The 22,604-nt window shown below is 60.4% G+C and carries 32 protein-coding genes; 1 reads left to right on the top strand and 31 read right to left on the bottom strand.

From position 1 onward, the window contains the following. Nucleotides 1-173: 173 nt before the first annotated feature. Nucleotides 174-1,286, top strand: coding sequence for a TIGR00730 family Rossman fold protein (locus NR164_RS26270; protein ID WP_046384508.1), 1,113 nt, complete (start codon nt 174-176; stop codon nt 1,284-1,286). 60 nt (nt 1,287-1,346) lie between these two features. On the opposite strand, the gene recX is transcribed toward NR164_RS26270, so the two are convergent. The 31 genes from recX to NR164_RS26425 form a co-directional block, all read right to left on the bottom strand. Beyond that, nucleotides 1,347-1,814: a recombination regulator RecX gene (gene recX, locus NR164_RS26275; RefSeq protein ID WP_017844662.1), complete on the bottom strand. Its 468-nt coding sequence runs from the start codon at nt 1,812-1,814 to the stop codon at nt 1,347-1,349. 8 nt (nt 1,815-1,822) lie between these two features. Beyond that, on the bottom strand, nt 1,823-2,881 hold the full coding sequence (gene recA / locus NR164_RS26280) for a recombinase RecA (RefSeq protein WP_017844661.1): 1,059 nt from the start codon (nt 2,879-2,881) through the stop codon (nt 1,823-1,825). A gap of 83 nt (nt 2,882-2,964) precedes the next feature. Continuing rightward, complete coding sequence (locus NR164_RS26285) at nt 2,965-3,465, bottom strand: CinA family protein (RefSeq protein WP_017844660.1); 501 nt, start codon at nt 3,463-3,465, stop codon at nt 2,965-2,967. Nucleotides 3,466-3,546: 81 nt separating this feature from the next. Then, complete coding sequence (locus NR164_RS26290) at nt 3,547-4,047, bottom strand: lysis system i-spanin subunit Rz (RefSeq protein WP_256823478.1); 501 nt, start codon at nt 4,045-4,047, stop codon at nt 3,547-3,549. After that, nucleotides 4,035-4,592: a glycoside hydrolase family 19 protein gene (locus NR164_RS26295; RefSeq protein WP_256823479.1), complete on the bottom strand. Its 558-nt coding sequence runs from the start codon at nt 4,590-4,592 to the stop codon at nt 4,035-4,037. The genes NR164_RS26290 and NR164_RS26295 overlap by 13 nt, the downstream gene beginning before the upstream one ends. A gap of 28 nt (nt 4,593-4,620) precedes the next feature. Then, nucleotides 4,621-5,082: a phage tail assembly chaperone gene (locus NR164_RS26300; protein ID WP_256823480.1), complete on the bottom strand. Its 462-nt coding sequence runs from the start codon at nt 5,080-5,082 to the stop codon at nt 4,621-4,623. Then, nucleotides 5,082-6,203, bottom strand: coding sequence for a hypothetical protein (locus tag NR164_RS26305; RefSeq protein WP_052735813.1), 1,122 nt, complete (start codon nt 6,201-6,203; stop codon nt 5,082-5,084). Before NR164_RS26305 ends, NR164_RS26300 begins: the two co-directional genes overlap by 1 nt. An 11-nt stretch (nt 6,204-6,214) precedes the next feature. Continuing rightward, nucleotides 6,215-6,814 (bottom strand): YmfQ family protein, encoded by a 600-nt coding sequence (locus NR164_RS26310; RefSeq protein WP_046384511.1) that lies wholly within the window; start codon nt 6,812-6,814, stop codon nt 6,215-6,217. Continuing rightward, a complete protein-coding gene (locus NR164_RS26315; protein WP_046384512.1) occupies nt 6,802-7,842 on the bottom strand; it encodes a baseplate J/gp47 family protein in 1,041 nt (346 codons plus the stop codon). Before NR164_RS26315 ends, NR164_RS26310 begins: the two co-directional genes overlap by 13 nt. Continuing rightward, nucleotides 7,832-8,230, bottom strand: coding sequence for a phage GP46 family protein (locus NR164_RS26320; RefSeq protein ID WP_046384513.1), 399 nt, complete (start codon nt 8,228-8,230; stop codon nt 7,832-7,834). The genes NR164_RS26315 and NR164_RS26320 overlap by 11 nt, the downstream gene beginning before the upstream one ends. Continuing rightward, on the bottom strand, nt 8,230-8,739 hold the full coding sequence (locus NR164_RS26325; protein ID WP_046384514.1) for a phage baseplate assembly protein V: 510 nt from the start codon (nt 8,737-8,739) through the stop codon (nt 8,230-8,232). The genes NR164_RS26320 and NR164_RS26325 overlap by 1 nt, the downstream gene beginning before the upstream one ends. 16 nt (nt 8,740-8,755) lie before the next feature. Continuing rightward, nucleotides 8,756-9,793: a phage baseplate assembly protein gene (locus tag NR164_RS26330; protein ID WP_256823481.1), complete on the bottom strand. Its 1,038-nt coding sequence runs from the start codon at nt 9,791-9,793 to the stop codon at nt 8,756-8,758. Nucleotides 9,794-9,796: 3 nt separating this feature from the next. After that, nucleotides 9,797-11,035, bottom strand: coding sequence for a DNA circularization protein (locus NR164_RS26335; protein WP_256823482.1), 1,239 nt, complete (start codon nt 11,033-11,035; stop codon nt 9,797-9,799). After that, nucleotides 11,022-12,515, bottom strand: coding sequence for a hypothetical protein (locus NR164_RS26340; protein ID WP_046384517.1), 1,494 nt, complete (start codon nt 12,513-12,515; stop codon nt 11,022-11,024). The genes NR164_RS26335 and NR164_RS26340 overlap by 14 nt, the downstream gene beginning before the upstream one ends. Then, complete coding sequence (locus NR164_RS26345; RefSeq protein WP_046384518.1) at nt 12,515-12,640, bottom strand: hypothetical protein; 126 nt, start codon at nt 12,638-12,640, stop codon at nt 12,515-12,517. The genes NR164_RS26340 and NR164_RS26345 overlap by 1 nt, the downstream gene beginning before the upstream one ends. 5 nt (nt 12,641-12,645) lie before the next feature. After that, nucleotides 12,646-12,942: a phage tail assembly protein gene (locus NR164_RS26350; RefSeq protein ID WP_046384519.1), complete on the bottom strand. Its 297-nt coding sequence runs from the start codon at nt 12,940-12,942 to the stop codon at nt 12,646-12,648. Then, a complete protein-coding gene (locus tag NR164_RS26355) occupies nt 12,939-13,286 on the bottom strand; it encodes a phage tail tube protein (RefSeq protein ID WP_046384520.1) in 348 nt (115 codons plus the stop codon). Before NR164_RS26355 ends, NR164_RS26350 begins: the two co-directional genes overlap by 4 nt. Nucleotides 13,287-13,349: 63 nt before the next feature. Next, nucleotides 13,350-14,846 (bottom strand): phage tail sheath subtilisin-like domain-containing protein, encoded by a 1,497-nt coding sequence (locus NR164_RS26360; RefSeq protein ID WP_046384521.1) that lies wholly within the window; start codon nt 14,844-14,846, stop codon nt 13,350-13,352. Then, nucleotides 14,846-15,028, bottom strand: coding sequence for a DUF2635 domain-containing protein (locus tag NR164_RS26365; protein ID WP_046384522.1), 183 nt, complete (start codon nt 15,026-15,028; stop codon nt 14,846-14,848). Before NR164_RS26365 ends, NR164_RS26360 begins: the two co-directional genes overlap by 1 nt. Then, complete coding sequence (locus NR164_RS26370) at nt 15,025-15,615, bottom strand: hypothetical protein (protein WP_046384523.1); 591 nt, start codon at nt 15,613-15,615, stop codon at nt 15,025-15,027. Before NR164_RS26370 ends, NR164_RS26365 begins: the two co-directional genes overlap by 4 nt. 59 nt (nt 15,616-15,674) lie before the next feature. Further along, nucleotides 15,675-16,685, bottom strand: coding sequence for a contractile injection system protein, VgrG/Pvc8 family (locus NR164_RS26375; RefSeq protein ID WP_046384524.1), 1,011 nt, complete (start codon nt 16,683-16,685; stop codon nt 15,675-15,677). A gap of 9 nt (nt 16,686-16,694) precedes the next feature. Continuing rightward, nucleotides 16,695-16,907, bottom strand: a complete 213-nt coding sequence (locus NR164_RS26380; RefSeq protein WP_046384525.1) for a tail protein X — start codon at nt 16,905-16,907, stop codon at nt 16,695-16,697. Next, nucleotides 16,900-17,283, bottom strand: a complete 384-nt coding sequence (locus tag NR164_RS26385) for a phage tail protein (RefSeq protein WP_046384526.1) — start codon at nt 17,281-17,283, stop codon at nt 16,900-16,902. Before NR164_RS26385 ends, NR164_RS26380 begins: the two co-directional genes overlap by 8 nt. Next, nucleotides 17,283-18,737 (bottom strand): tail tape measure protein, encoded by a 1,455-nt coding sequence (locus NR164_RS26390; RefSeq protein WP_256823483.1) that lies wholly within the window; start codon nt 18,735-18,737, stop codon nt 17,283-17,285. Before NR164_RS26390 ends, NR164_RS26385 begins: the two co-directional genes overlap by 1 nt. 5 nt (nt 18,738-18,742) lie before the next feature. Further along, nucleotides 18,743-18,868, bottom strand: a complete 126-nt coding sequence (locus tag NR164_RS26395) for a hypothetical protein (protein ID WP_017844653.1) — start codon at nt 18,866-18,868, stop codon at nt 18,743-18,745. Next, complete coding sequence (locus NR164_RS26400; RefSeq protein WP_017844652.1) at nt 18,865-19,437, bottom strand: phage tail assembly protein; 573 nt, start codon at nt 19,435-19,437, stop codon at nt 18,865-18,867. The genes NR164_RS26395 and NR164_RS26400 overlap by 4 nt, the downstream gene beginning before the upstream one ends. Before the next feature lie 51 nt (nt 19,438-19,488). Continuing rightward, nucleotides 19,489-19,995, bottom strand: a complete 507-nt coding sequence (locus NR164_RS26405; RefSeq protein WP_017844651.1) for a phage major tail tube protein — start codon at nt 19,993-19,995, stop codon at nt 19,489-19,491. Next, nucleotides 19,995-21,161 carry a tail protein gene (locus NR164_RS26410; protein WP_017844650.1) on the bottom strand — a complete coding sequence of 389 codons (1,167 nt, stop codon included), beginning with the start codon at nt 21,159-21,161 and terminating at the stop codon, nt 19,995-19,997. Before NR164_RS26410 ends, NR164_RS26405 begins: the two co-directional genes overlap by 1 nt. A gap of 2 nt (nt 21,162-21,163) precedes the next feature. After that, nucleotides 21,164-21,337, bottom strand: coding sequence for a hypothetical protein (locus NR164_RS26415; RefSeq protein WP_017844649.1), 174 nt, complete (start codon nt 21,335-21,337; stop codon nt 21,164-21,166). An 87-nt stretch (nt 21,338-21,424) separates the two neighbouring features. Continuing rightward, the gene (locus tag NR164_RS26420) at nt 21,425-21,697 is read right to left on the bottom strand and encodes a hypothetical protein (RefSeq protein WP_128191534.1); all 273 of its coding nucleotides are present in this window, start codon (nt 21,695-21,697) and stop codon (nt 21,425-21,427) included. Beyond that, nucleotides 21,694-22,545, bottom strand: a complete 852-nt coding sequence (locus tag NR164_RS26425) for a hypothetical protein (RefSeq protein WP_256823484.1) — start codon at nt 22,543-22,545, stop codon at nt 21,694-21,696. The genes NR164_RS26420 and NR164_RS26425 overlap by 4 nt, the downstream gene beginning before the upstream one ends. Between the last annotated feature and the right edge of the window lie 59 nt (nt 22,546-22,604).

The raw sequence follows: 22,604 nt of genomic DNA on the forward strand, positions 1-22,604 counted from the left end.
CTCCTGCCATGTGCAGTGCAAAGGTTTTTAAATCACAAGGAACATACAGAGTCGCGCTTTGCCGCTTGGCGAACACTGTGCAATGCCATGGGCATGCAGCGACACATGCAGTGTCGTGGCCACGGACGAATATTTCGCCGCCCGCCCAGGCTCTGTGAAGAAGGAGAAGTTGAATGCCTTACGAACCGAATGACCGCCTGCTCCAGCATTTTGAAGCAAACGGGGTCGACCTCACGCAGCAGGTCGAAGCTCAACTCCAGTTGATCGCACCCAACAGCCCGAATATCCCCCTTTATCGCGACATGATCCTCACCGCGCTACGCATGGCACAGGACGACCGCAGCCGCTGGAACGCCAAAATCACCTTGCAAGCCATCCGCGAACTGGACCACGCCTTCCGCGTGCTGGAACAGTTCAAGGGGCGGCGCAAAGTCACGGTGTTCGGCTCGGCGCGCACGCCGGTGGAAAGCCCGCTCTATGCCTTGGCCCGGGAAGTGGGCGCGGCACTGGCGCGCTCCGATCTGATGGTGATCACCGGCGGCGGCGGCGGGATCATGGCCGCCGCCCACGAAGGTGCCGGCCTGGAGCACAGCCTGGGCTTCAACATTACCCTGCCGTTCGAACAGCATGCCAACCCGACCATCGACGGCACCGAGAACCTGCTGTCGTTCCACTTCTTCTTTACGCGCAAGCTGTTCTTCGTCAAGGAGGCCGATGCGCTGGTGTTGTGCCCCGGCGGTTTCGGCACCCTGGATGAAGCGCTTGAAGTACTGACGCTGATCCAGACCGGCAAGAGCCCACTGGTGCCGGTGGTGTTACTCGATGCACCAGGTGGCGGTTTCTGGCAAGGCGCCCTGGACTTTATCCGCAGCCAGCTGGAAGCCAATCGCTATGTGCTGCCCACCGACCTGAAGCTGATGCGCCTGGTGTACAGCGCTGAAGCTGCGGTGGACGAGATCAACCAGTTTTATGCCAACTTCCACTCTACCCGCTGGCTGAAGCGTGAGTTTGTGATACGTATGAATCATCCGCTCAGTGAGCGGGCGCTGGCTCAGGTGCAAAAAGAGTTCGCCAGCCTGCGACTGAGTGGAGACTTTCAGCAGCTCGCCTACACCGGAGAAGAGCACGATGAGCCGCAGTTCAGTCATCTGACGCGACTGGTGTTCAACTTCAACGGGCGTGATCAGGGCCGGTTGCGGGAGTTGGTGGACTACATCAACTTGCCGGAGAACTGGGCGCAGGCTCAGGGCAAGACACAACAACGGGTGGCGCCGGAGCCGGCGTGATTTTTGAGCAAAAAAAAAGGCCCGCTATTTTCATAGCGGGCCTTTTATTTTTTGCGTTGTTCAGTCGTCCATGTCCCGACCGCTGAACAACCGATTGATCATTTCCATCGAAAACCCGCGATAACTCAGGAAGCGCCCTTGTTTCGCGCGTTCCCTGGCATCAATCGGAAGATGCCCAGAAAACTTGCGACGCCAGGTATCTTCCAGCTGTGACTGCCAGCTGATACCGCACTCGCGCAGGGCGAGGTCGATGTCGGCGCGTTGCAGGCCGCGCTGGCTCAGCTCTTCACGAATTCGCGCGGGACCGTAGCCGGAGCGCGCTCGGTAGGACACAAAACTTTCGAGGTAACGGGCTTCCGACAACAGCCCTTCTTCCGTCAACCGGTCGAGGGCAGTGTCGATCATCTCGGCGGACGCACCGCGCTGACGCAGTTTACGCGTCAGTTCGACTCGACCATGCTCGCGACGCGCGAGCAGGTCCATCGCAGTGCGCCGAACGGCGACGAGTGTATCCAGCACAACGGTCATCGTTTGCTTCAGACGTCAGTGTCGACTTCTTCCATTTCGTCAACCGGCGCACGGTTGGCTGCAGCTTTCACGTCCGGCGCGGGGGTCAGCAGCTTGTCGCGGATCTGCTTCTCAAGCGCGGCGGCGACATCCGGGTTGTCCGCCAGGAACTTGGCCGAGTTGGCCTTGCCCTGACCGATCTTGCTGCCGTTGTAGGCATACCAGGCACCGGATTTCTCGACGAAACCGTGCAGCACGCCCAGGTCGATCATCTCACCGTTCAGGTAGATACCCTTGCCGTAGAGAATCTGGAACTCAGCCTGACGGAATGGCGGGGCCACTTTGTTCTTAACGACTTTGACGCGGGTTTCGCTACCGACAACCTCGTCACCTTCCTTCACCGCGCCGGTACGGCGGATGTCCAGACGGACCGACGCGTAGAACTTCAGCGCGTTACCACCGGTGGTGGTTTCCGGGCTGCCGAACATGACGCCAATCTTCATCCGGATCTGGTTGATGAAGATCACCAGGCAGTTGGCGTTCTTGATGTTACCGGTGATTTTACGCAGCGCCTGGGACATCAGACGGGCCTGCAGGCCGACGTGCATGTCGCCCATTTCGCCTTCGATTTCAGCTTTTGGCACCAGGGCCGCCACGGAGTCGACCACGATCACGTCGATGGCGTTGGAGCGCACCAGCATGTCGGTGATTTCCAGGGCTTGCTCACCGGTGTCCGGCTGGGAAACCAGCAGGTCGTCAACATTCACGCCCAGCTTGCCGGCGTATTCAGGGTCCAGGGCGTGCTCAGCGTCGACGAACGCGCAGGTCGCGCCCATCTTTTGCGCCTGGGCAATCACCGACAGCGTCAGGGTGGTTTTACCGGAAGATTCAGGACCGTAGATTTCAACGATACGGCCTTTTGGCAGGCCGCCAATGCCGAGCGCGATGTCCAGACCCAGAGAGCCAGTGGAAATAGCCGGGATCGCCTGACGGTCGTGATCGCCCATACGCATTACGGCACCCTTGCCGAATTGACGTTCGATCTGACCCAGGGCCGCAGCCAAGGCTTTCTTCTTGTTCTCGTCCATTAAAGTCCTCACGTAATCAATAAGGCCTGACGGCCAACACCTGTATAAGTAGACAGTATTGTTCCACAAAGATCGGAGATCGCCTACCCCTGATTTTCTATTTCTGCTGCAGCTCGTCGCAACAAGCCCTCTAGCGCGGCCTTTACCGTTTGTCGGCGGACCTCATCGCGGTTGCCGGGGAAGTGCTGGCGCTCGGCCGTGACCTCGTCACCCACGCCGAACGCCAGCCATACCGTGCCCACCGGTTTTTCCGGCGAGCCGCCATCAGGCCCGGCCACGCCGCTGACCGCCACGGCAAAGCGCGCCAGGCTTTTTTCCTGGGCGCCCCTGACCATGGCCTCCACCACCTCGCGGCTGACCGCCCCCACTTTGCCGAACAGTGCCTCCGGCACATCCAGCTGCCGAGTTTTCTGCCGGTTGGAATAGGTGACATATCCCGCCTCGAACCACGCCGAACTCCCCGGTATGCGCGTGATGGCTTCGGCGATGCCGCCGCCGGTACAGGACTCGGCGGTGGTGACGTGGGCATTGAGCACCTGTAGACGGCGACCCAGTTCAGCGGCCAGTTGGGTGATTTCTTTCACGGAGGTCTCCTGGAATGAGCGGGCATTGGCCTACCCTACATGAGCCCATCGGCCATGCAAGTTGCAGCGTGCATCAAGACACTAACGCACGATGGCCCGCACATACGCCTGACAGGCGCGCAAGGCGATCACGGCGTTATCCGCGTCGTCGGTGATGGCGATAATTCGCTGAGCATGCGCCGGGTCAAGTCGGGCTCGCGTGGCTGCATGAACCACGCCGCCGGCGGCGGTGGCGGCAGGCATTGCGCAACCACTGGCGCTGTCGCTGGCGTCGAGAAGGACTGACAACCGCACATCAGCAGTGGCCAGGCGATCGCGCAGAGCGGCCTGATGACGTTGTGCATCGCTCAACTCCCGAGCATGTTGTTGGTCAATGGCGCTGATTTGTTGCTCAAGCGCCAGCCGTTTGTCGTATTCGGCCTGTTGTTGACGCAAGGCCGCCTGATTTTGCTGACTGAGCGCCTGGGCATGGGCAGTTGATTGCCGCTCCATCTGCGCACCCAATCGCCAGGCCTGCACCTGCCAAGTCAGCGCCACCAACAGGCACACACCGATCAGGCGCCAAGCCCCTAGGAAACGCATAACACCGCCTTCGCCCGTGCCCACAGCTGCAGGCGGTTTTCCAAACCATTGAGCCCGCCGTTGATACGCCGAGTGATGGTGGTGAACTGGTCGTTGTCCGCCAGTTCGTTCAGGCCGTTGCTGTGCCAGAACCAGGCGGCGGATTCGGCGGCCCATTGCGGCTGTTCCAACAGTTCCGGTTGCAGCAACAAACGATCGTCGCCAAACAGCGCCTGGCTGCATGCCAGGTAATTGCGACGCCCGGTAATCTGGATCAGCCCCCTGCCCCGGTACTTCTGACCGTCGCCGTCGGCTTCGGGGGTGTTGCCCAGGCGAACGGCCAGGCTGCCGGTGTCGTATTTGCTCAGGTATTGATCGCTGCCCAGTTCGCGGACGTAGCGCAATTCGCCGGATTCATGGCCAATTTGGGCGAGGAAGGCGGCGGTGCGTTTGGGACGATCAATTTCAAACTTAGCGATCGCGGTGTTTAAAGAGGGTAAAAAAAAACCCGCTCTAAGGCGGGCTCCTGGCAGTACTTGGAGAAGTTGATCAAGTGCTATCAACATTGGCATTCACTCCTGAGTGCAGGACTTATCATTGGGTGATTGCAGCGAGCCAGGGCAATGTGACGGGTCGCTTGGCAGTGGCCGGAAAACTATCGACCTGAGGCCAGTCGCGCAGTGCCTGGATGTAATCCAGCAATGCGCTGAATTGTTCACTCGATAGTGCGGCCTTCAATCCCATGTCCAACTGGTCACGGTGGCGCTCGCGCAGCCAACTGACGCGCTGAATTTCCGCATCGCGCCACAGGCGTTCATTTCTTTGTATCTCGGCATCGGAGGTGACTGGCGGGGTGTAAGCCTGACACTGCACACCAGAATCAATCAAAGAACGTACTGCGTAATAAACCTCTGATGTTTCAGCCTCGGTAGCGTGATATGGATAGCCATCCAGAGTAACGAGATAACTGCCATCGTTCTTCAGGTAGATATCTTCAATCTTGTAAGACATAGACGAGGCAGTATCGACGGCCTCAACCGTTGCTTTGTTGTCCATTACTGGATCCTCCATGCAAAGCCAACACAGTTTCCGTTACCGGTGGCAGTCCCTCCGGCTGCAACACCGGCGTTACCACCGAGTGCCGCGCCGTTGCCATTATAATTAGTGCAGTAAAAGGCCCACGTCCCGCCAGCGGGAAGCACACCACTTCCGCCCAATAGAACCCATTGTCCTGCGACAGGTTTAAGGAAACTCAGGGCCGAGACCCCATCGGTGATTCCATACCCTGCCAGCGTCGTGGCTTTATCGGCTTTGACGGCAGGATTAAAATTTCCGTCATGCCACAACGCACGCCAGACGCCGCTCCCATCTTCCGCAACCTTACGAACCCCGAACCACTCATTGGTGATGCCCGACAAAAGATCGAAGCCGTATTTGCCACCGGGATACTTCACATGGAGCCCGGAGCCATAACTCAATGCAGCAGGTTTGTCGGACGTCCCGTCGGTAGCTGTAACAAACTGGCTGGAAGACAGGTCAGAAATTTTCCCCTGGACGGGTGCGGGCGTAGCAAGAAGGCCGCCGGAGCCCAGCGACAGGCCATCGGTGATTCCGTAGCCCGCAAGTGTTGTCGCTTTGTTGGCTTTACCATCCGGATTGAAATTTGCAGCATTCCAAAGCTTCTGCCCGGCCCACGCCAACTCACCATCGGAATTCATAGCCAGGCTTTTAGCGACCAGCCCTTGCCAATGAAAGAGGATTTTAGGTGCATATTCATAACGCGTCTGGGTTGCACCCACCTCTTGAGCCTCTCGAATCTCTAAAGCCCCACCCAGCCCCGTCCCCGCATCAGTCAAGTCCATCGCAGACAAACTAGGCCGCTGCCTGCTTGTACGCCCCACCTGCAGGGCATCCGTAATCCCATACCCAGCCAACGTCGTCGGTTTGTTCTTCAACTTCACCCAGTCATTCAAAACACTCAACGCCAGGGCAAGCTGATCCGTCTTCTGCTCCTCCGGCGTAATCCCAGCCGCCGCCAGCACATTCAAAATCTCCTGGGTCACCCCATTGCCCCAACTCGCCGGCACCAAACTCCCCGGCGTACCCGTCACCGGGTTTTCATCCACAAATTTCCCATTCACCAGCCCGACGCTGGGCACACTCTTTGGATAATCCATTCCTCTATCTCCTAGTCATAATTTATGTACACCCGCGTATGCGCAGGTGCGCTGCGATGGATCAGGCATTCCAGGGCGCTGCCTGGGTTGACACCGAAGCGTTCGCCCCAATAGCTGGCGCCGAAGCGGCGACCAAGGTGTTGGCGGCCTCCAGTGTTGAGGGTCCACATGAAGTGGGCCTGCCAGGTGCCGAAGCGCGAAGCACCAAAGCGTGCGCGCCCCATGCGGGGGGCGCGGTGTTCGGAGATGCTGGCGTCGGGGTAGCCCTGGCTGCGGGCGATTTCGAGGTAGTAGGCGGCGCGCTGGCTGCCCACGGCCAGTAAGCGTCGGCGCACGGCCAGGCGGCGATCGTCGTACAGCGGATTGGGGCCCAGGCATGGGTCGGGCAGTTGCATCACCCGCTCCCATTCCGGCACCAGTTCGCTGACGGTGGCCGGGTCCATCTCGTTTTGCAGGGCCCAGGCACGAGCGTCAATGCGTGCCAGCTCAATGGCGATGCCATCGAGTACCTGGCCCAGTTGCGGCAACGCCTCCAAGTCCCAGGCTGGGCCGCTGGGCAGCAGCGACACCAACTGCTGTTGGTATTGCTCGGCGCTTCTCATTCCAGCCATGTGATACCTCCAAACACCAGCAGTTGGTTATCGGCCGCGCTGACGTCCGCCACGGGGCTCGCCAGCAGGTGGTCGGTCTCACCGCTGGCGCTGCTGATGGCCTCTGCGATATGACTGAGCAACAGCGTCTCCCCCAAACCGGCTTCGCGGTTATGCAGGTCGCGCAACTGAGCTTCGACCGCAGCACGCACTGCGCTCGTGTCGGGGGTGAGTCGGAGTTGATAAGTCACCGGTTTCATCAGCGGCGCCAGCACATACACATCCGCCGTGACCGGTCGCAAGGGTTCGAGGTGTGCCTGCACAGCCGCCAATTGCGCAGCATTGGGAATCGGTTGCAGGTCATCGTCACGCATCACGAACAGCCCGACCGTGCCCGGCCCCAGGTAGTTGCCACGGCACCAGGCGCGCGTAATGCCCGCTACTTCCAGCGCCCAGGTCTCGTAGTCCCGGGCCGAGCCGCCCTGGGGAATCACACGATAGGAACGAATCACCCGCACCCGTAGCGATTCCAGGCTTTCCCGAGCAAGGCCACCCGTCAGCCCCGGTGCCAGCACCGTAAACGTCGAACCGATCCCTTGCAGTGGCTGGACCGCCAACAGGCTCAAGCCCGCGTCGGCGTTGCCCAGGGTGCCGGCGTCAATCGCCTGTACGATGGCGGTATTGACGCCAGCATGGGCAGTAACGGCAGTGGTGACACTGAAGCCGCGCCCATCGCTGGCTTGCAGCACCGTGCCCACATCCAGCACCGCGCCCGCACCGGCGGTAAAGCTGACGCTGCCACTGGCCGCCAACGCCGTCTTGCGCGGTTGGTTCAACCGCAGCGCGGCGATGCGTTCCAACGTGGACTCATCAGCGGTATCCGGCAGGATCTGCTCGGCGATCCAATCGAGATACCCGTACAGGCCGAACGCCGCCCCACTGAGGGTGCGCGCCAGGACCTGGGCATCGGACTGGCGCAGCGAATCGCCGGCCAGGTCGCTTTGGGTGCGGTTGATCAGCACCGGCAGCGAAGGGGTTTCAAACGGCATAGATCACCTGCCAACTGTTATCAGGGTTGATGTCCAGGCGCTCGCCATCGGCCAGGGTCAACCGCGTGCGCAGGTTGAGGCGCTGGGCATCGAGGCGTTCGCTGAGGACTTCGATGACGCTGCAATGACCATCATCAATCAGCCATTGCAGGGCCTCGCGGGCGTAAAATTCGGCATCCAGCTGCGTCTGCCGGGTCAGCTTGACCCGCCGCAGCAGCCATAACCTGGAGCCGATGCGGTCATCGGCGACCGCAGGGAAACTGTCGCCCCACCAGCCAAAGCGCTCGTCATCCTCGACAGCGTCATCGGGTGCGGCACGGCGCCAGGTGAACAGGCTGATCAGCACCGCGCGGGTCAGGGCGTTTTTCAAATTGTCCGATACAAACATCACTGCCCTCCCGCCGGCGCACCGGTCTGATCATTGCCGGCCTGCACGCCCACATGTACGTGCTGCATCTGGCTGATGCCGCCGGCAATCTGGTCGCCCTGGGAAATGATCTTGCCGCTCTGGGTCAGCGTCGGCGTGTCGAAATTCACCGCGCTGCTGGCGCGGATGTTCAGCGTGCCGGTTTCAATCTCAATCACACGCCCGCGCTTGAAGTGCACTTTGTCGCCTTCGTCGGTGTAGATCGCGACTTCACCCGGTGCCAGGGACTGCAGCCGGTAACGTCGGTCGGCCACCACCAGCACCACGGCGTGGGAACGGTCACCGCCCAGGAATGTGACAATGCCTTCCGCTCCCGCCAGCGGGTTGCTGGTGAATCCGTAGGGTTCGAAGTGCTCCATGTCGTCGTTCACTTCGCCAGCGGTAAGGCGCATTTGCAGCGATTGCAGCTTAGAGGCCGAGTGGGCGAGCACGACAGTGCCGCGCGCCAGCAGGCGAGTCAGTAGGCTCATGGACATTCCTTGATTATCAGGCAGGAGGGGACGGAATGGCGTCGAACGTGGAAGGCGGCGCGACCTGCAGGGTGGTGATCGAACCTTGTTCGGACAGCGACCAGGTGACCTTGGAGATCAGCATGTCCTGATCAAACCCCAGCACCGGATCGACCACCCGCACCAGCATGTTATGACGCCACAGGTCACCGTTGGATTGGCGCCAGCCTTGCACGCGGTAGGTGGTGGCCCGGGCCTTGCCAACGCGCGTAGCCCGCTCCCAATCGGCGCGTTGCTGGGCCAGTTCGGGGGTGAGTTGCGTCGGCTCATTGATCACCGTGACCCGTTTTCGCGCGGCCCTGGCATCCAGAGAAGTCCCCGACACCTCACTCACCGCTGCCGCCGTCTGCTGATCGCCGCCTTTGTGCTGGCCGATCACTCGGTACTCGGAAAATACCGAGCTGTAATCCATCGATGCATTGGCCGAGAGAATGTTCTTACCCAGTTCCAGTGCATCCGTGGCACGCCCTGCGCTGCCAGGTTGGGCCAGCACCAGGCGGCCCTGCGCGTCATCGGTGGAGAACACGCGATACAGCGTCAGCAGACGGTCGATGGATTGAAACACCGTCTCCCCCGGCACGATGCTGTGGGTGTGCAAGCGTTGGGTCTCGGCAATTTCGTTGATGACCTGCACGCCGTAGGGCGCCGTCAAGGCACGGACGATGCTCAGCAGATTTTGTCCGCGCCACTGACCAGGCCGGTTGATTGCGGCGCAGTCCGCCAGGTCCTGGGTCAATGAGCCGCCATCGATACTCAGGCTGATGTGCGTGCCGTCGTAGCTGACAGGCGCTTGGAACACAAAACCGGTCAGGACCAGATCACAACCGATGCGCACTTGGCAGCGGGCACCGGGTTTGATCGGCGCGGTCAAGGTCTGGCCGGGCCATTGCCAGGTGATGTTGAGACTGAAAGTGCGGAACTGGCGCTCCAGGTCGGCGCTGATCTCTACGCTTTTCCACCCGCCATAGTCCAGGCCGTCAACACTCAGGGTGACGGTATTGTCCAGCTCGTTCATGGCTTACTCCCTGACCACTTGCAGATCGGCCGGCGGCAGGAAACCCGGATGGGCCACGCGATTGCGCTGCACCACCTCGCCCACACGCGTCGCATCACCAAAGCGTTGATAGGCCAAAACCAGCGCCGGCATGCTGCGCATCGGCGTCAGGTTGACCAGCCGCACGCCAGATGAGGCCACCGACGTGAGGTGCGCGAACAACTGCTGGCGCAGGGTGTTCAGGGCCACGTAATGCCCGACATCGGCCTTGAGGGCGGCTTGCCAGAGGGCTTCGTTGAGTTGATCGCGCAGCACCAGCACATCATCGGCCACCGGCACTTCGCGACGTTGCACCGGTTGCGCGGCCTGTTGCGCCAGGGAAGGCGTGGTCGTCAGCGTGACCGCCTTGCTCGCCACCGGCATGTCGGCCAGCCAATGGGCAATCTGCACCCATAGCGCGTCCTGCACCAGGTTGGCGGTGGCCTGGGCAGCCGCCACACTGTCCTTGCCGGTGGTCAGCCGGGGTGTATCGACCCGCCGCGCCGCATCCACCTGCTGGGAGAGGTTGCTCAACATGCCGCGATAGCCGCTGCGGGCAAACTCACCCAGCTCTTTAACATCACCCAGCAAACCCTTGAACTCGGCGCTCAGTTCCCGAGGCAGTTCCTTGATACCTTTGACCAGCGCATTCAAGTCCGCATACAACGCAATCAACGGTTTGAACTGCTGCTCGATCACCTGGAACACCTCGGCCAGGCCATTGCGCAGCGCCTGTATGCCGACCCGCGCCTGCTTGACCAACGCCATCGCCTGCTCGAAACGCAACACTGCCGCCCCCAGCAAACTGTCCGCCGATACCTGCAATTGCTGACGGGTGTTGATCGCGGCCGTGGGAAACTTCAAGGGTTCGTCGGGGTAGAACTTCAGGGCAAAAGTGACCAGCCCACCGTCCTGACGAGTCTGGGTCATCTCGCACTCACCGACCTTGACCGGCAACCGTCCCAGCCACGGATGCACCAGCTCCCCGGCGCCTTCCTCCAGGGCCTTGAGCAACCGGTCACGCTGCTCCAGGCAATCGGTGCCGACCACAAATGCCGTCAGCTCATGCACCCTGGACTGTTGGCCCAGGCTTTCGAAAAACGGCAGATCACGCTGGGGATATTCATGCAACTGGCCTTTCTTGCCGACCGGGGTTTTCGCCTGGTCGACCCAAAACCCGACGCCTCGAAACGACGCCGGCAACAAACGATCACGCCAGCTCATTGGAGCCTCCAAGGGACAGGGAACGGTAACCGACGCGAGGCGTTACGCTCAGGCCGGGCTGATTGGTTTGAGGTTGGGCGACCCGCAGGCCGGCCGGTGCGTTGTCGAAACTGACGCGCAGGTCGCCATTGAGTTGGGTACGGTTATTGGCAGCGGTTTGTTGCAGCAGCGAAGAGGAAGTGGCGGCCAACGGCGATACCCAAGGGGCCGGCCCTTTGCGAAACACCGAGGGAGCGCTCGCACTTTCAGCGTTGCGCTCCTTCTGTTGAGTCGTCAGTTCCACCACACCGCCGGTGAGGCTGTTGATTGCCTCCCCAAACGTGCCATTCAACAACTTCCTGATGGGCGCAATGATGACCTGGAGCTTTTCCGAAAGCCCCGAGAACCACGTCAACACCGGCGCCCACAACGTCTGTAATTGTTCCATCGGCGACCAATCAAACACGTGGCCCAACACGGCGAATGTCGCCAAAGCTTGCAGCTTCAGATTGCTCCAGATCGACGCGAACACATCGGTGACCGCGCCCCAGACTGCTGCGACTTTCTCCATGGGCGACCAATCGAACAACGCGCCAACAACCGCGAACGCGGCCAGGGCCGAGCGCTTGAAATCACTCCAGATGGCCGAAAAAACCTCACTGATAACGCCCCAGTTCGCGATGATTTGCCCTAAGGGTGACCAACGGAACATGCCCTTCATAAACTCCACGACCGGCACACTCAATGCCTTGAGCAAATCCCAGATAGCCGAGAAGAGACCGGTCAAGGGTGTCCAATTGGCGATGATGAGCCCCAGCGGCGACCAGGAAAACAAGGTTTTGAGTACCTCACCCATGGACGACACCGCCGTTGCGACGCTGTCGCCAAGGCGGATGAAAAACGCCGAAATCGGTTTCCAGTGTGCGACGATCAAACCCGCCGCCACCGCAATCCCCACAGCCACCAGCACAATCGGATTGGCACCGAGCGCCAACTGCATCAGCCCCAACGCCTGGGACGCTCCGGTGATCGCTGCCTGAATGGCGGTAAAGGCTACCGCGCCGGCTGCCAGGCCCTGTACCAGTTGTGGGTTGTCGGTGAGCACTTGCGCGACCGTCGTCAACAAAGGTTCAAGACCAACGACAACCGCCGTCACGGCTGGCAACAACGCTGTACCAAAGGCCATGGAAACCTGATCCATGGACGCACTGAACTGCTTCAGCCCCTGCGCGGCGGCTTGGGGCACGCTGGTATTCACCGCCGCACCAACGTCAGCCACTTCGTTCTTGAACGCCAGGACTGACGCAATTCCACTGACAAATGGCGCCGCCAGGCCACCGCCCTTGAGCAAACCGGAAATATCCAGTTTACCGAGACCGGTCTGCTCCACGTTCCGCTTGAAACGCCCAACCGTCTCACGCAGCGCGGCCAGCTTGGGCGACAGCTCGTCGATACCTTTCAGTCGCACTGCGGTGTTTTCTATTTTCTGAGCCTCTGCCATCACTGCACCTGCTGCATCGCATTGATCCGTTGCGCATGCTCCAGAGACTCCCGAAGCACATCCAAAGGCCTGGCCAGCATCTGTTCGGGGTCAACCTTCCAGAACCAGGCCAGGTCGTAGGCCACCGCAATCAGCTCGGCGACGGTGCTTGCGCCGCACTCATGAAAAAACCGGCGACCGCCCAGCTCAGTGCGTTGAAGTCAACCAGGTCCAACTGGTTGACCGATGACGGCGGAATACCCGCACAGACCGCGATGTATTTGGCGGCGACGTCGAGGTCGAGCGTGACGTCTTCGCCCTTGTCGATCTTGTAAGGCAGCGCCTTGATCGCCCGCACTTCCTGCACGGTCGGGCGGCGCAGGGTGAGTTCGTTCAGGGCCTCGCCGTGGGCCTCAATGGCCACGTGCAACGTCACGGTGTCGGTCATTGCCAGGTCCCCTTGATACCTTCGAATTTCAGCTCGATCACCGCGTCGTCACCCTTGGCCACCGGTTCTTCAACCAAGTAGGCGCCGGCCAGCACGTAAACCTTGCCGTTGTTGAATTCGCAAGTGACGGTCATGTCGGTGCCGGCGATCAGTTGCTTCAACGGAAAATCCGGGGTGTGCAGCGCGCTGACTTTGAACGACGGCGCAATGTCGGTTTCCTTATAGAAGCCTGGCACGACGGTTTCCCGTTTGACGGCCATCAACGGCGCTTCGCAGCCGCCGCTGATGGTCAGTTGAGCGCCGTCCACTTTGACGTAGCAGGTGCCCGCAATCAGTTGACCCATGATGTTTCTCCCAAAAATAAGCCCGCACACGGCGGGCTGGAATCAGTTGCGCAAACGCGGGGCTCAGACCGCCGCGTCGTACTGCAAACGGAATTGATTGAGCAGCGCAAATACCCGCAGCCCGTTGATATAGTCCGGCGGGAACAGCACGTTGACGCGGCTCGGGTCCTGGCTGTCGCGCTCGACAATCAAGTGCTCGGCGAACAACTCAGCGTTTTCCACGTGCCCTTCCAGTTCGAGTTTGGCGTACTGGGCGATCAACTCACCGCGGATCGTGCTCGGGGTCACGATCGGCTGGCCGGCGCCAAAGCGCGTGCCGTCGCTGGCCAGTTTGTGGCGCCCATACTTGCTGGTAATCACGCTTTGCAAGCGGCGTACGATGAAGGCCGACTGGTGCAGGGTTTCGCTGTCCAGGTAGGAGTTGTCGGCCTGGCCGAACGCGTTCTTCTGGTAGGTGGTAATCGCCCGCTGAATACGCACGTAGCCACCCTCGTAGTAAGCCGTGGCAATACCGTAATTGAGCAGCGACTGGCGCTCGGTCAGGGTGAAACGCTCGCTGGCGGCGGCCGGGTCGAGACCGGGCAGGCTGCCGCTCTGGGTTGGACGGCTGGCATCGGCCGAAATGAACACCGCCGTGCGCGCGGCCAGTGCCGCGGCCTGCACCCAGAACGGTTGCGGCACACCCGGTTCCATGGCCTGAATGGTCACATGCTGGTCATTACGCGCTTGCCCCGCCGCGACCAAGGTACCGACGGTGCCACGCTTGGCGGTATAAACGTGACCGAACAGTTGCTTGGCCCACGACCAGCGGCCGCTGTTGTCGTCCATCACCGCTTGCCAAGCGTTGAGGCTCGCCGTATCGGCCCAGGGCATGCAGATGAACTCGAAGGGCTCATCACCCAACGCCGCCAGTGCGGCGAGTTGATCGGGTACACCACTGCCGGTTGCCATCTTGCCGAGGGTCGCGGTCAGGCCATCAGGGACCTCCTCGCCGTTGGTCTGGCCCAGGCGGTTAAGTTGCAAATTAATGTCGTTGCCGCTGTCGCCGCGCCATTTGGCGGTCAGGGTGACAGTGTCCTCGGCTGCGATAGCCGTGACCGGCAAATCGGCGCTGGCGTTGATTTTCAGGGTCAGCGCGCTGGCCGCTACCGCTGCCGTTGCACCAGTGACCACAGCAGCCTGCACCCGCACACCACCGATATACAGACTGAGTACACCGCCTTGGGTCGCGGTACCAGACAGCTTGAGGTCGGCCTTTGCCGCAGTGCCTGCGGTGCTCTGCAACGGCAGGCACCAGATCTCGCCCACCGGATCGCTTTTGCGAAAGGTCTCGTACATCGACGCCAGCATTGAACCCTGGCCACCGATACGCTTGGCCATGGCCACGCTGGAGACCAGCACCAGGCTGCCAGCCTCGGCGCCCGCAACACTGTCATTGACCTGGCCCACGATCAGTCGACGCAAAGTCGACTGGGCACTGTTGGCTGCCGAATTGTCCATCTCGGCATAGAACAGCGGCACACGAATGTCCGCCGGAATGTGACTGAATCCAATCGCCATTATTTGTCTCCCTGTGGTTTTGCCGTTTTCACGGTGTTGGTTGTGATGTCGCCATCGGCCAGACGTCGACGCCACCAGGCGTTGTCCGGGACTTCACGCCCTGCCGCCGGCAACAAGTCGCCAGCTTCGGGGTCGGGTACGGCACGGCCGGCAACCGGCAGTACGGTGATGCGTGTGCTCATGGGGTTACCTCGGCAGAAAACGTCAGTTCCAGGCGCCCATCGGGGCCTGGGCGTTGCAGGTTGGGGTCGGCCGGGTCGATGGCATCGACCCGCACCGTCACCCCGTTGAAGGACGGCAAAGCGTCCAGCTCCAGCTCGTGCCAGGTTTCCGCTGGCTGCGAGCTGAGGTTGCGCCCCAGCTGGAACTCGGTAAAAAAACGCAGGCGGTACAGTCCCCGCGTTTTATTGAGCAACAGCCACTCGCCTGCCTCGTACTGGATCGGCTCGTACAGACGCTCGGGCTTGTAGCCGACCAGCGCACGCCAAACCTCAGCGCGCAGGCTGTGCAGTTGGTCCATGGCCTGGGCCTGCTGGCCTTCCACCAGGTCCAGCACCAGCACCACGCCGAAACCCTCGCGCAGGCGTTGGCGTGTGGTGTTTTGTGCGAGGTTGGGGCTGGCTTTGTCGCAGATCGGCGTAACCACCGCCTGCGGGCCACTGAGTACCGGCAGGCCTTGCAAAGCGTCGAGATCAAGCCCGGCGCGGATCTGTTGATTGAAGGCCGGGCAATGCTCACGCAGATGAGTCAGTAATGGGGTGATTTTCATGGGGTTCACCAGGCAATAAAAAACCCACTCGGGAGCGGGTTTGAATAAAGGTGTTGCGACTACACCGACAGGCCACCGGCGATAATCGAACTGCGGTAACCCGTTGCCGGGTCGCCCACATGGGTAACCTGGGTGATCGACCATCGCCCCTGCATATAGGACGGCCAGGACTCATCCAGCAGCAACAGCCCTTCGGCGGCCAACAGCGGGTTGCCTGGGCAGTCGATCATCAGCGTCAGGCCCTCACGCCCGACACGGCGCAGTTCCGCCTCAGCCACGGCACGCGCTTGCGCTTCGTTCTGGTAACGCTGGCGCAGGGTCTTGAACGGCGCGATGCCGACCTGCACCACGTGCTGCCTGCCCGCTGCGGCATCCCACCAGCTGACGCGACTGCCCATGTATTTCGAGCGGGATGTTTCATCGAGCCTGGCGGTGATGAAGGCAGATTCACCGGGGCGGTTATCCTGGGTGACAGACAGTTTCACCTCCGGTAGCAACCGGCCGGAGAGCGAGTTGACCCGCCCGGCTTCAGCCAGCACATACAGTTCGTTGATCGGCTTGGTCACCGCGCGATAACACTTGGCCAGGCGAGTGATGAACGCCATGTCGCTTTCGTTGGACTGGTCGATATGAGCAATCGCAATACCGTCCAGCGCAGGCGCCACACGTGGTGAATAACCGTGGCGGCTGACCAACTGCCGGAACAATGCCCCCAGCGTCGTCGGCCCGTAACTGGCGGAGCGACGCTGACGATAGCCACTGGCGTCCGCCACGCTGAAGGGCGCAGCCGTCGCGACGATCATCAAGCGCATGGGAAACAACACCGGCGTGCGCTGGGTAATGACGAACTCGCCTTTTTCCACCAGCCCCGATTCCTGATATCCGACCCGCATGCCGATCTTGCCGCTCAGGCTGGGCAGGCCTTCCAGGCCCTCGATATTAAGGGTCAGTTCCAGTCGATCTGTCTGCATGCCGGCGGCATCGGTGTGGCTCCAGTGCATCAGGCGTTGATTGAGCAGCGCCGCGTTGGCGCCGTAGAACTCCACGATGGGCGTATATCCCTGTGCCATGCCGCCTCCTCAATCCCAGGCTGAAACGGGACGCATGGCATCCGGCCGCGTCGCCAGTTCAGGGATGACCACCCACACGCCGGCCGGCAGCACCGGGCCATATTCGGCAAGCTCGGGGTTCAGCCGCCAGAGGGTTTCTTCCGCCGCGTCATCGCAACGACCCAGCTCGCGGTAGAGCAGCAGGTTGACCGAATCACCGGCAATACTTCGTACTCTACGCATTGACGAATTCCTCCAGCTCAAGGGTCCAGGCCATAACCATGGCGGTACCGTCATCGATCACATTGCGCTGGTTTTCCACCAGCGAATTGATCCGCCACAGGCCCCAGTTGCGACCGATACCATCGACCAGAGGCAACGGCGCCCGAGCGTTTTGCAAGGCGCGCAGTTCGTCCAGGCGCTGCATGCCCACGGCGTGCATCGCCGTGCCGCCGAACGTGAGTTTTTCCAGCTTCTGGCCGTTCTGGCGTGACTGCGACTTGCTGGCAATGATCGTCAGGTCGGCCCAGCCACCATCACTGTTGCGAATCAGCGTGGAATACGCGAACCCTCGGGACAGGCCAAAAATAAAATCGCCCAGTACCATTTGTTGTCGCATCAATCGCCTCCTGAAGGGTCGGTCAGTGCCGCGTTGCGCCGGATGCCGAGGGTGTCGGTGACCATCGGCATGCATTGGAATTGCAGGGCTTGGATCACCTTGTTGACGACTTGCTGGGCATCGGCGGGGGTAATGCCGGTGATCTGGATGCTTGGTGCGATCGTGACCTGCACGTTATCAGTGCGGGCGGTGTTGAGTTCCTTGCTGACGGCATTGGGCGCGGGCAGACGATCGTTTGAGCGAAACAGCTTGTCACCCAGCCAGGTGCCCGCCTCGCCGCCGAGCAAGCCACCGATAACGCCGCCTACGGCGGTGCCGACGCCAGGGAAAATCATCGTGCCGATGGCGGCGCCTGCCGAGGCTCCGGCCCAGGTGCCGCCAGCAACGCCGAGGCCAGAGGCGATGGCTTTGGTATCACCGGTGCGCAGGCCTTGAACGACATCGTAGGCCGTATCGGCGTACCTCAACGGGCCAAGACGGCGGGCGCCAGCGGACTCCAGCCGGGTCATCGCAGCGGCCAGACGGGACGTTGGGGCATGCGGTGTATTCGGTGCAGGCGCAGGCGCAGGCGCAGGGTATGGCGTGGACATTGCGGGAGGAACAGGCTTAGGCGATGGGCTACTGGCTACCCCCGGTCTCTCGACCGGTGCCCTCTCCAACGCATCGATCAGACCGAGTCGTTTGCCTGCGTTGCCACTCAAACGCTGAGCACTGCTCACGGCACCTTGAGTCGTCGGTACGGCCTGAAAGCCCACCCGCGGTTGGTAGCCCGCCCCATTGCCCAACCTGTCCGACGCCGTTCGCAGCCACGTACGAAGCTTTCCAGGTTTCTTGCCAGAGGTTTTCTTCTCTTCCGTGCGGCGATAGTCAGGTGGCAGGTAAATGCTGGGGCTGGCCGGGCCTGGAACAGGTGAGCCGGGGCAGCAGCCGTCCTTGCTTTTATCGTTTTTAAGCCACTTACCGGCGTTAGGAAATCGCTCGGCGATTGCATCCACCGCTTTGCCAGAGACTCTGCTTTTGGCCGTATCCCACAGACTGGTGAGCAGTTCCTTCCCGACAAATTTCGCGGCATTCGCTCCGTACTCCAACCCCTTATCTGTCCAGGAGCCTGTCGATGAAGCAGGCTCTTTCTGCTGGTTTTTCGCGGGAACCGACGTGACATCAACCGCCTTGGTTTCCAGCGAATGGCCGTTAATGAACAACGTACTGTTAAGCGTCTCCAACGTCTCGCGCAGCCGCACTTGCTCCAGCGCTAACGCATTGAGGTCGACACTGACGGTGACCAGCGCCGCGCTGAGTTCCAACTGAGGCTGCGGTTGCGGCGCCGCATCCAGGTTCACTGGCGCTGCAAGGCCCGCGTAGAACGGCGCCAGCACACTGCCGAGGTCCGCATCGCCAATCAACCAGTGCCTATCTTCCTGGGCGAGCCTGGTCGCAAATTGAGTCTCTTGCATCCCGCTTACTCCTGTTTGACGCCAAGGCGAGTGATCGCGATGTCGTAGCGGCGCAGTGCTTTTCCGGCGTCCCAGTCGAGGATTTCCGCTTCATTGACCGAGTAAATCAGCGGCACCACGTCGAGGATCACTTCGATGTCGCGCTCCGAAAGAAGTCCGCCGGTTTGTTTAAAAAATCATCGATGCGCTCCTGCAATTCCGTCCAGTCAGGCACGGTCAGGCCGGCCAGGTCGGGGATCATCAGGCCAGTGCAGTGGGCGGTGATGAACTCGGCGCGCTCTTTGTTGGTGGCGAGTTTTTTCATCACTTTGGTCGCGCGCAGGGCGGGCATTTCCAGGGGCAGCTCGGTCCAGGTGCGGCCGGCCGCGTCGAGGGGCAACAGCAAGTGGACGGGCCGGTCGTGGGTCGCAGCTTCGGGCGCTTGCAGGAAGAATGACGCCGGGCGCGTCGACATTTCATGTACGTATTGGGCGATGCTTACGTAGTCCGGGCGCTTGAGTTGGTCGAGCTCTTTTTCCGACAGGCCGGTGGCGAGTTTCGCCAGTTCGAAGAACTGGTCGTCCTCGTCATCACCGGCCCGGGCCAGCGCGTCTTTTTGCGCGGCGTAGTACAGCGGTTTGAGTTGCACCTGCTCGATCGTCGCGCCGGTGTCGGCGGTGATCGGGGCCAGCAGGAGGTGCAGCGGTGGCATCCAGGCCATGGGGCAATTCCTTGGTCAAGTATGGGGGCGAGCGAACCCGCCCCCGCGGGGTTACGGCATCAACACCGCGCGGCGGGCGTCGCCCAGAATATCGACGCCGTTGAGGACGAACTTCTGGGTACGCACGTCGATGTCGATCACCGAAATGCCGTTTTCCAGGCGGTTATAGGTGCGGCAGGACAGCTCCAGCGTGGTGGTGGCCTTCTCGCCCATCTTCAGCTTTGCCTCCTCCAGGGATTTGAGCTTGCCGCCCACTGTGTGGTAGGTGAAGTAGGTCTTGCCGTCCTGATCCTGGCCGGCTTCACGCACGTTCAGCAGAATGTCGTCCCCCATCCGCACGCCCAGGGCCAGCATGATTTCCGGGCCGGCGCCTTGCAGGATCAGCTTGGCGTTGAGCACTTTGCCGCTCTTGGCCATTTCCTCGGCAATGAAGCGCCCGCCGGACATGGACTCCATGTCGAACTCGATCTTCGGCGGGGTGAACTCTTCCACGGTCGCGGACAGCGGCAGGCCTTGGAGGGTGGCCGCAATGGCCTGTCTGACTCGGTTGGTAAACATTAGAGAACGTCCTCCAGGAACTGCTCGATGATTTCATCGCGGGCGTTGAGTTGATAAATCATGTGTTCATTGGGCGCATAACGGCCGTAGTCGATAACGATGAACCAGGTGCCGTTCTTGTACTTCTCGACACTGTTCAACTCCGGGTGCAGGTACACACTGCCGCCGGGGATGGTTTCGTCGGCGACCAGGGTTTGCAGCCAATCGTTGATGCGCTTGACCTCCTGGTCCATGAAGGACTTGGTGAGGTTCTTGGCCATGGCCTTCTGGCCGGCCTTGACCAGCTTGCGGCTGATGGCGTCTTCCAGGCCGACGTAGCTGATGAACTTGCCGGTGATGGAGCGGTTACCCAGCAGCGAAAAACCGCCGAGGATGGTGCGGGCGTAGTAGCTCACGCCGTAGCGGTTGAGCAGGTCGCCTTCGGTGGACGTGTCGAGAATGTTGTACTCGACCACGCGGGAAACGTCCTCGGCGAAGGTCACCTGATTACCCGGGCTTTCCCACTGCTTGACCTTGGCCAGTGCAGCGATGGCCAGGGACGACGGCGAAAGAAACACGTTCTTCTTCGCGGCCTTGGAGTACACCGACGGCATGTTGTGTACCAGCAGGCAGCGGTCGAAACCGAGATCGGCACCGCCCAGTTCGCCGCTGTAGGTCACCTGATCGGCAACAGAAGCGTCCTTGCCATCCAGCACCACACGGGCCTTGATGCGCTTGCCGAAGGCGGCGAACTCGCTCGCCACGGCCTTGGTGCCGGTGAAGCCTGGGGCGCCGATGATGGTCAGGTCTTCCGGCACACTGCTCAGGGCCGCCAGGCCAAGTTTGCGCCCGGTGACCGGTTCGTTACCGCCGATCACATGGTTGATCGTGTCAGCCGGGGTGGCGCCCTCCTCCACGATCACCACGTAGACCGGTACCTTGACCACTTTGAGGATCTGGTACACCGCCTGAAACAGCGTGCCCGCCTCACTGCCGGTAGGGTCCAGCAGCGCCTGGGTGGTGAAGCTGTTGATGCGGAACGGGGCGTTTTTCGGGATCGACGCGTGGGCATTCGGCGCGGTGCCGACCAGGCCGATCACGTTATCCCCCAGGCCACCCATGGCCTCGGGGGACTCAGTTGCGTTCACAGTGATGCCGTTGTGCTCGAAGTTCAAAACCTCAGCCATGATTATTCAGCCTTCTTGGGGGTGGTATTGAGGACGCTGGTCAGTTCCAAGCGGCCAGCGGTGCGCAGGGCGGATGCTTCGACGTCCAGCAGTTCCAGTTCCTGGCCGGCGGTGGACCAATGGCCGGCGCCGGTGGGGAATGGGATTAGGACGGTGTAGGTTTGGCGAGTGGGCATGTGTTGAATTCTCCGGGTGGAAAACACCAAAGCCCCTGCGGGAGGGGCTTTGGGGAGACGAAAAAAAACCGCTTTCGCGGTGAGGGGCTATTTGTGTTCCGGCAACGGGAAGCGGGCCTTGATTTCCGCTATCTTCGCACGCCATTCTTTTTCTTTGGTTTCGGTCTGGTCATACTGCCACTCCATATAAAGCGGATCAGAGTCAGTCCGATAAGCCAGGCGCCGATTAAAGTCTACATCGGCAATGTCTTGCGCCTTTAAGGCAGCATCAATATCCGACTGCAAAAAACCCATATCCAACAATTGCTGAGCGGTAGCATTGTAAGTTGTCTGACCGCCAAATTTAAATTCCTTGATCATTGCTGCCCTCCATCCGCCACAACACTGCCAATATTACTAAGGAAATTGGACAAGCTTCCACGCGAGTCACGCACTACACCCTTTACCAAATGCGCCCACGTTTTGCTCCCTGTTATCGTAGAGGCTATAGTCGAGAGCACCATCGTGCCACCTGTGAGATCCGCAAAGGAATTTGAGACAGCAGTATCAATCGTCGTCATATTAATATCAACACGATAGTTTGCCGTATACCCAGAGTAAAAAATATTACCTACGCCCAACCGAAGTATTGAACCCGAGAATGAAACCACCCCCTGTACTGTCGACTCCAGGCCGTGACCTCGATAGAAAAGTGACGAACCAAAATAATACCAACCCGAAGTTCCTGACTTCAAGACCGTCGGCATAACGATGTCTACTGCTCGATAGTAAACAGAGCCCCCCTCAAGCGAGATAAAGTGCAGATTTGAGGTGCCTGGCGAGAATTCACCAACTCTCGGAGTGAACACAGGATTACTACCACTCCCCCAACGTGCAAAGACAACCTTATTTGATACTACTCGATAGCAATACTGTTCACTTTGGCCTGAAAACTCATGTGACTGGGAGGCTTTCAAGTTAATCATCACATAGGGTACTGTTCCCGTCCTAGACATTGCTTCGCCGATTGTCTTCAAAGGTGCCGAGGCCGTACCGAGCGCGACATCGCTGCCATCCACGGCATCGACAAATAACTCTTTCGACATATTGGGAATCATGCGAACCGCAGCCAACACCGAACTATCAATCTCTGCAACCTTATTATTTACCGCAGCGGTCAAACCGTTCGCAGCACTTACAAGCGCTGCAATTTGTTGTTCTGCACTCAAAATTTAATCTCCTTATTCCACTGTTAACTTCCAAGTTCATCATTCAATACCGCCACCAA

Source organism: Pseudomonas sp. Pse79 (assembly GCF_024519615.1).
Classification (GTDB): domain Bacteria; phylum Pseudomonadota; class Gammaproteobacteria; order Pseudomonadales; family Pseudomonadaceae; genus Aquipseudomonas; species Aquipseudomonas veronii.

What these genes read in the sequence shown, in the direction of transcription:
- NR164_RS26270 (WP_046384508.1), top strand. Translation starts at nt 174, where the DNA reads ATGCCTTACGAACCGAATGACCGCCTGCTCCAGCATTTTGAAGCAAAC.
- recX (WP_017844662.1), bottom strand. Translation starts at nt 1,814, where the DNA reads ATGACCGTTGTGCTGGATACACTCGTCGCCGTTCGGCGCACTGCGATG.
- recA (WP_017844661.1), bottom strand. Translation starts at nt 2,881, where the DNA reads ATGGACGAGAACAAGAAGAAAGCCTTGGCTGCGGCCCTGGGTCAGATC.
- NR164_RS26290 (WP_256823478.1), bottom strand. Translation starts at nt 4,047, where the DNA reads ATGCGTTTCCTAGGGGCTTGGCGCCTGATCGGTGTGTGCCTGTTGGTG.
- NR164_RS26295 (WP_256823479.1), bottom strand. Translation starts at nt 4,592, where the DNA reads ATGTTGATAGCACTTGATCAACTTCTCCAAGTACTGCCAGGAGCCCGC.
- NR164_RS26300 (WP_256823480.1), bottom strand. Translation starts at nt 5,082, where the DNA reads ATGGACAACAAAGCAACGGTTGAGGCCGTCGATACTGCCTCGTCTATG.
- NR164_RS26305 (WP_052735813.1), bottom strand. Translation starts at nt 6,203, where the DNA reads ATGGATTATCCAAAGAGTGTGCCCAGCGTCGGGCTGGTGAATGGGAAA.
- NR164_RS26310 (WP_046384511.1), bottom strand. Translation starts at nt 6,814, where the DNA reads ATGGCTGGAATGAGAAGCGCCGAGCAATACCAACAGCAGTTGGTGTCG.
- NR164_RS26315 (WP_046384512.1), bottom strand. Translation starts at nt 7,842, where the DNA reads ATGCCGTTTGAAACCCCTTCGCTGCCGGTGCTGATCAACCGCACCCAA.
- NR164_RS26320 (WP_046384513.1), bottom strand. Translation starts at nt 8,230, where the DNA reads ATGTTTGTATCGGACAATTTGAAAAACGCCCTGACCCGCGCGGTGCTG.
- NR164_RS26325 (WP_046384514.1), bottom strand. Translation starts at nt 8,739, where the DNA reads ATGAGCCTACTGACTCGCCTGCTGGCGCGCGGCACTGTCGTGCTCGCC.
- NR164_RS26330 (WP_256823481.1), bottom strand. Translation starts at nt 9,793, where the DNA reads ATGAACGAGCTGGACAATACCGTCACCCTGAGTGTTGACGGCCTGGAC.
- NR164_RS26335 (WP_256823482.1), bottom strand. Translation starts at nt 11,035, where the DNA reads ATGAGCTGGCGTGATCGTTTGTTGCCGGCGTCGTTTCGAGGCGTCGGG.
- NR164_RS26340 (WP_046384517.1), bottom strand. Translation starts at nt 12,515, where the DNA reads ATGGCAGAGGCTCAGAAAATAGAAAACACCGCAGTGCGACTGAAAGGT.
- NR164_RS26350 (WP_046384519.1), bottom strand. Translation starts at nt 12,942, where the DNA reads ATGACCGACACCGTGACGTTGCACGTGGCCATTGAGGCCCACGGCGAG.
- NR164_RS26355 (WP_046384520.1), bottom strand. Translation starts at nt 13,286, where the DNA reads ATGGGTCAACTGATTGCGGGCACCTGCTACGTCAAAGTGGACGGCGCT.
- NR164_RS26360 (WP_046384521.1), bottom strand. Translation starts at nt 14,846, where the DNA reads ATGGCGATTGGATTCAGTCACATTCCGGCGGACATTCGTGTGCCGCTG.
- NR164_RS26365 (WP_046384522.1), bottom strand. Translation starts at nt 15,028, where the DNA reads ATGAGCACACGCATCACCGTACTGCCGGTTGCCGGCCGTGCCGTACCC.
- NR164_RS26370 (WP_046384523.1), bottom strand. Translation starts at nt 15,615, where the DNA reads ATGAAAATCACCCCATTACTGACTCATCTGCGTGAGCATTGCCCGGCC.
- NR164_RS26375 (WP_046384524.1), bottom strand. Translation starts at nt 16,685, where the DNA reads ATGGCACAGGGATATACGCCCATCGTGGAGTTCTACGGCGCCAACGCG.
- NR164_RS26380 (WP_046384525.1), bottom strand. Translation starts at nt 16,907, where the DNA reads ATGCGTAGAGTACGAAGTATTGCCGGTGATTCGGTCAACCTGCTGCTC.
- NR164_RS26385 (WP_046384526.1), bottom strand. Translation starts at nt 17,283, where the DNA reads ATGCGACAACAAATGGTACTGGGCGATTTTATTTTTGGCCTGTCCCGA.
- NR164_RS26390 (WP_256823483.1), bottom strand. Translation starts at nt 18,737, where the DNA reads ATGCAAGAGACTCAATTTGCGACCAGGCTCGCCCAGGAAGATAGGCAC.
- NR164_RS26400 (WP_017844652.1), bottom strand. Translation starts at nt 19,437, where the DNA reads ATGGCCTGGATGCCACCGCTGCACCTCCTGCTGGCCCCGATCACCGCC.
- NR164_RS26405 (WP_017844651.1), bottom strand. Translation starts at nt 19,995, where the DNA reads ATGTTTACCAACCGAGTCAGACAGGCCATTGCGGCCACCCTCCAAGGC.
- NR164_RS26410 (WP_017844650.1), bottom strand. Translation starts at nt 21,161, where the DNA reads ATGGCTGAGGTTTTGAACTTCGAGCACAACGGCATCACTGTGAACGCA.
- NR164_RS26415 (WP_017844649.1), bottom strand. Translation starts at nt 21,337, where the DNA reads ATGCCCACTCGCCAAACCTACACCGTCCTAATCCCATTCCCCACCGGC.
- NR164_RS26420 (WP_128191534.1), bottom strand. Translation starts at nt 21,697, where the DNA reads ATGATCAAGGAATTTAAATTTGGCGGTCAGACAACTTACAATGCTACC.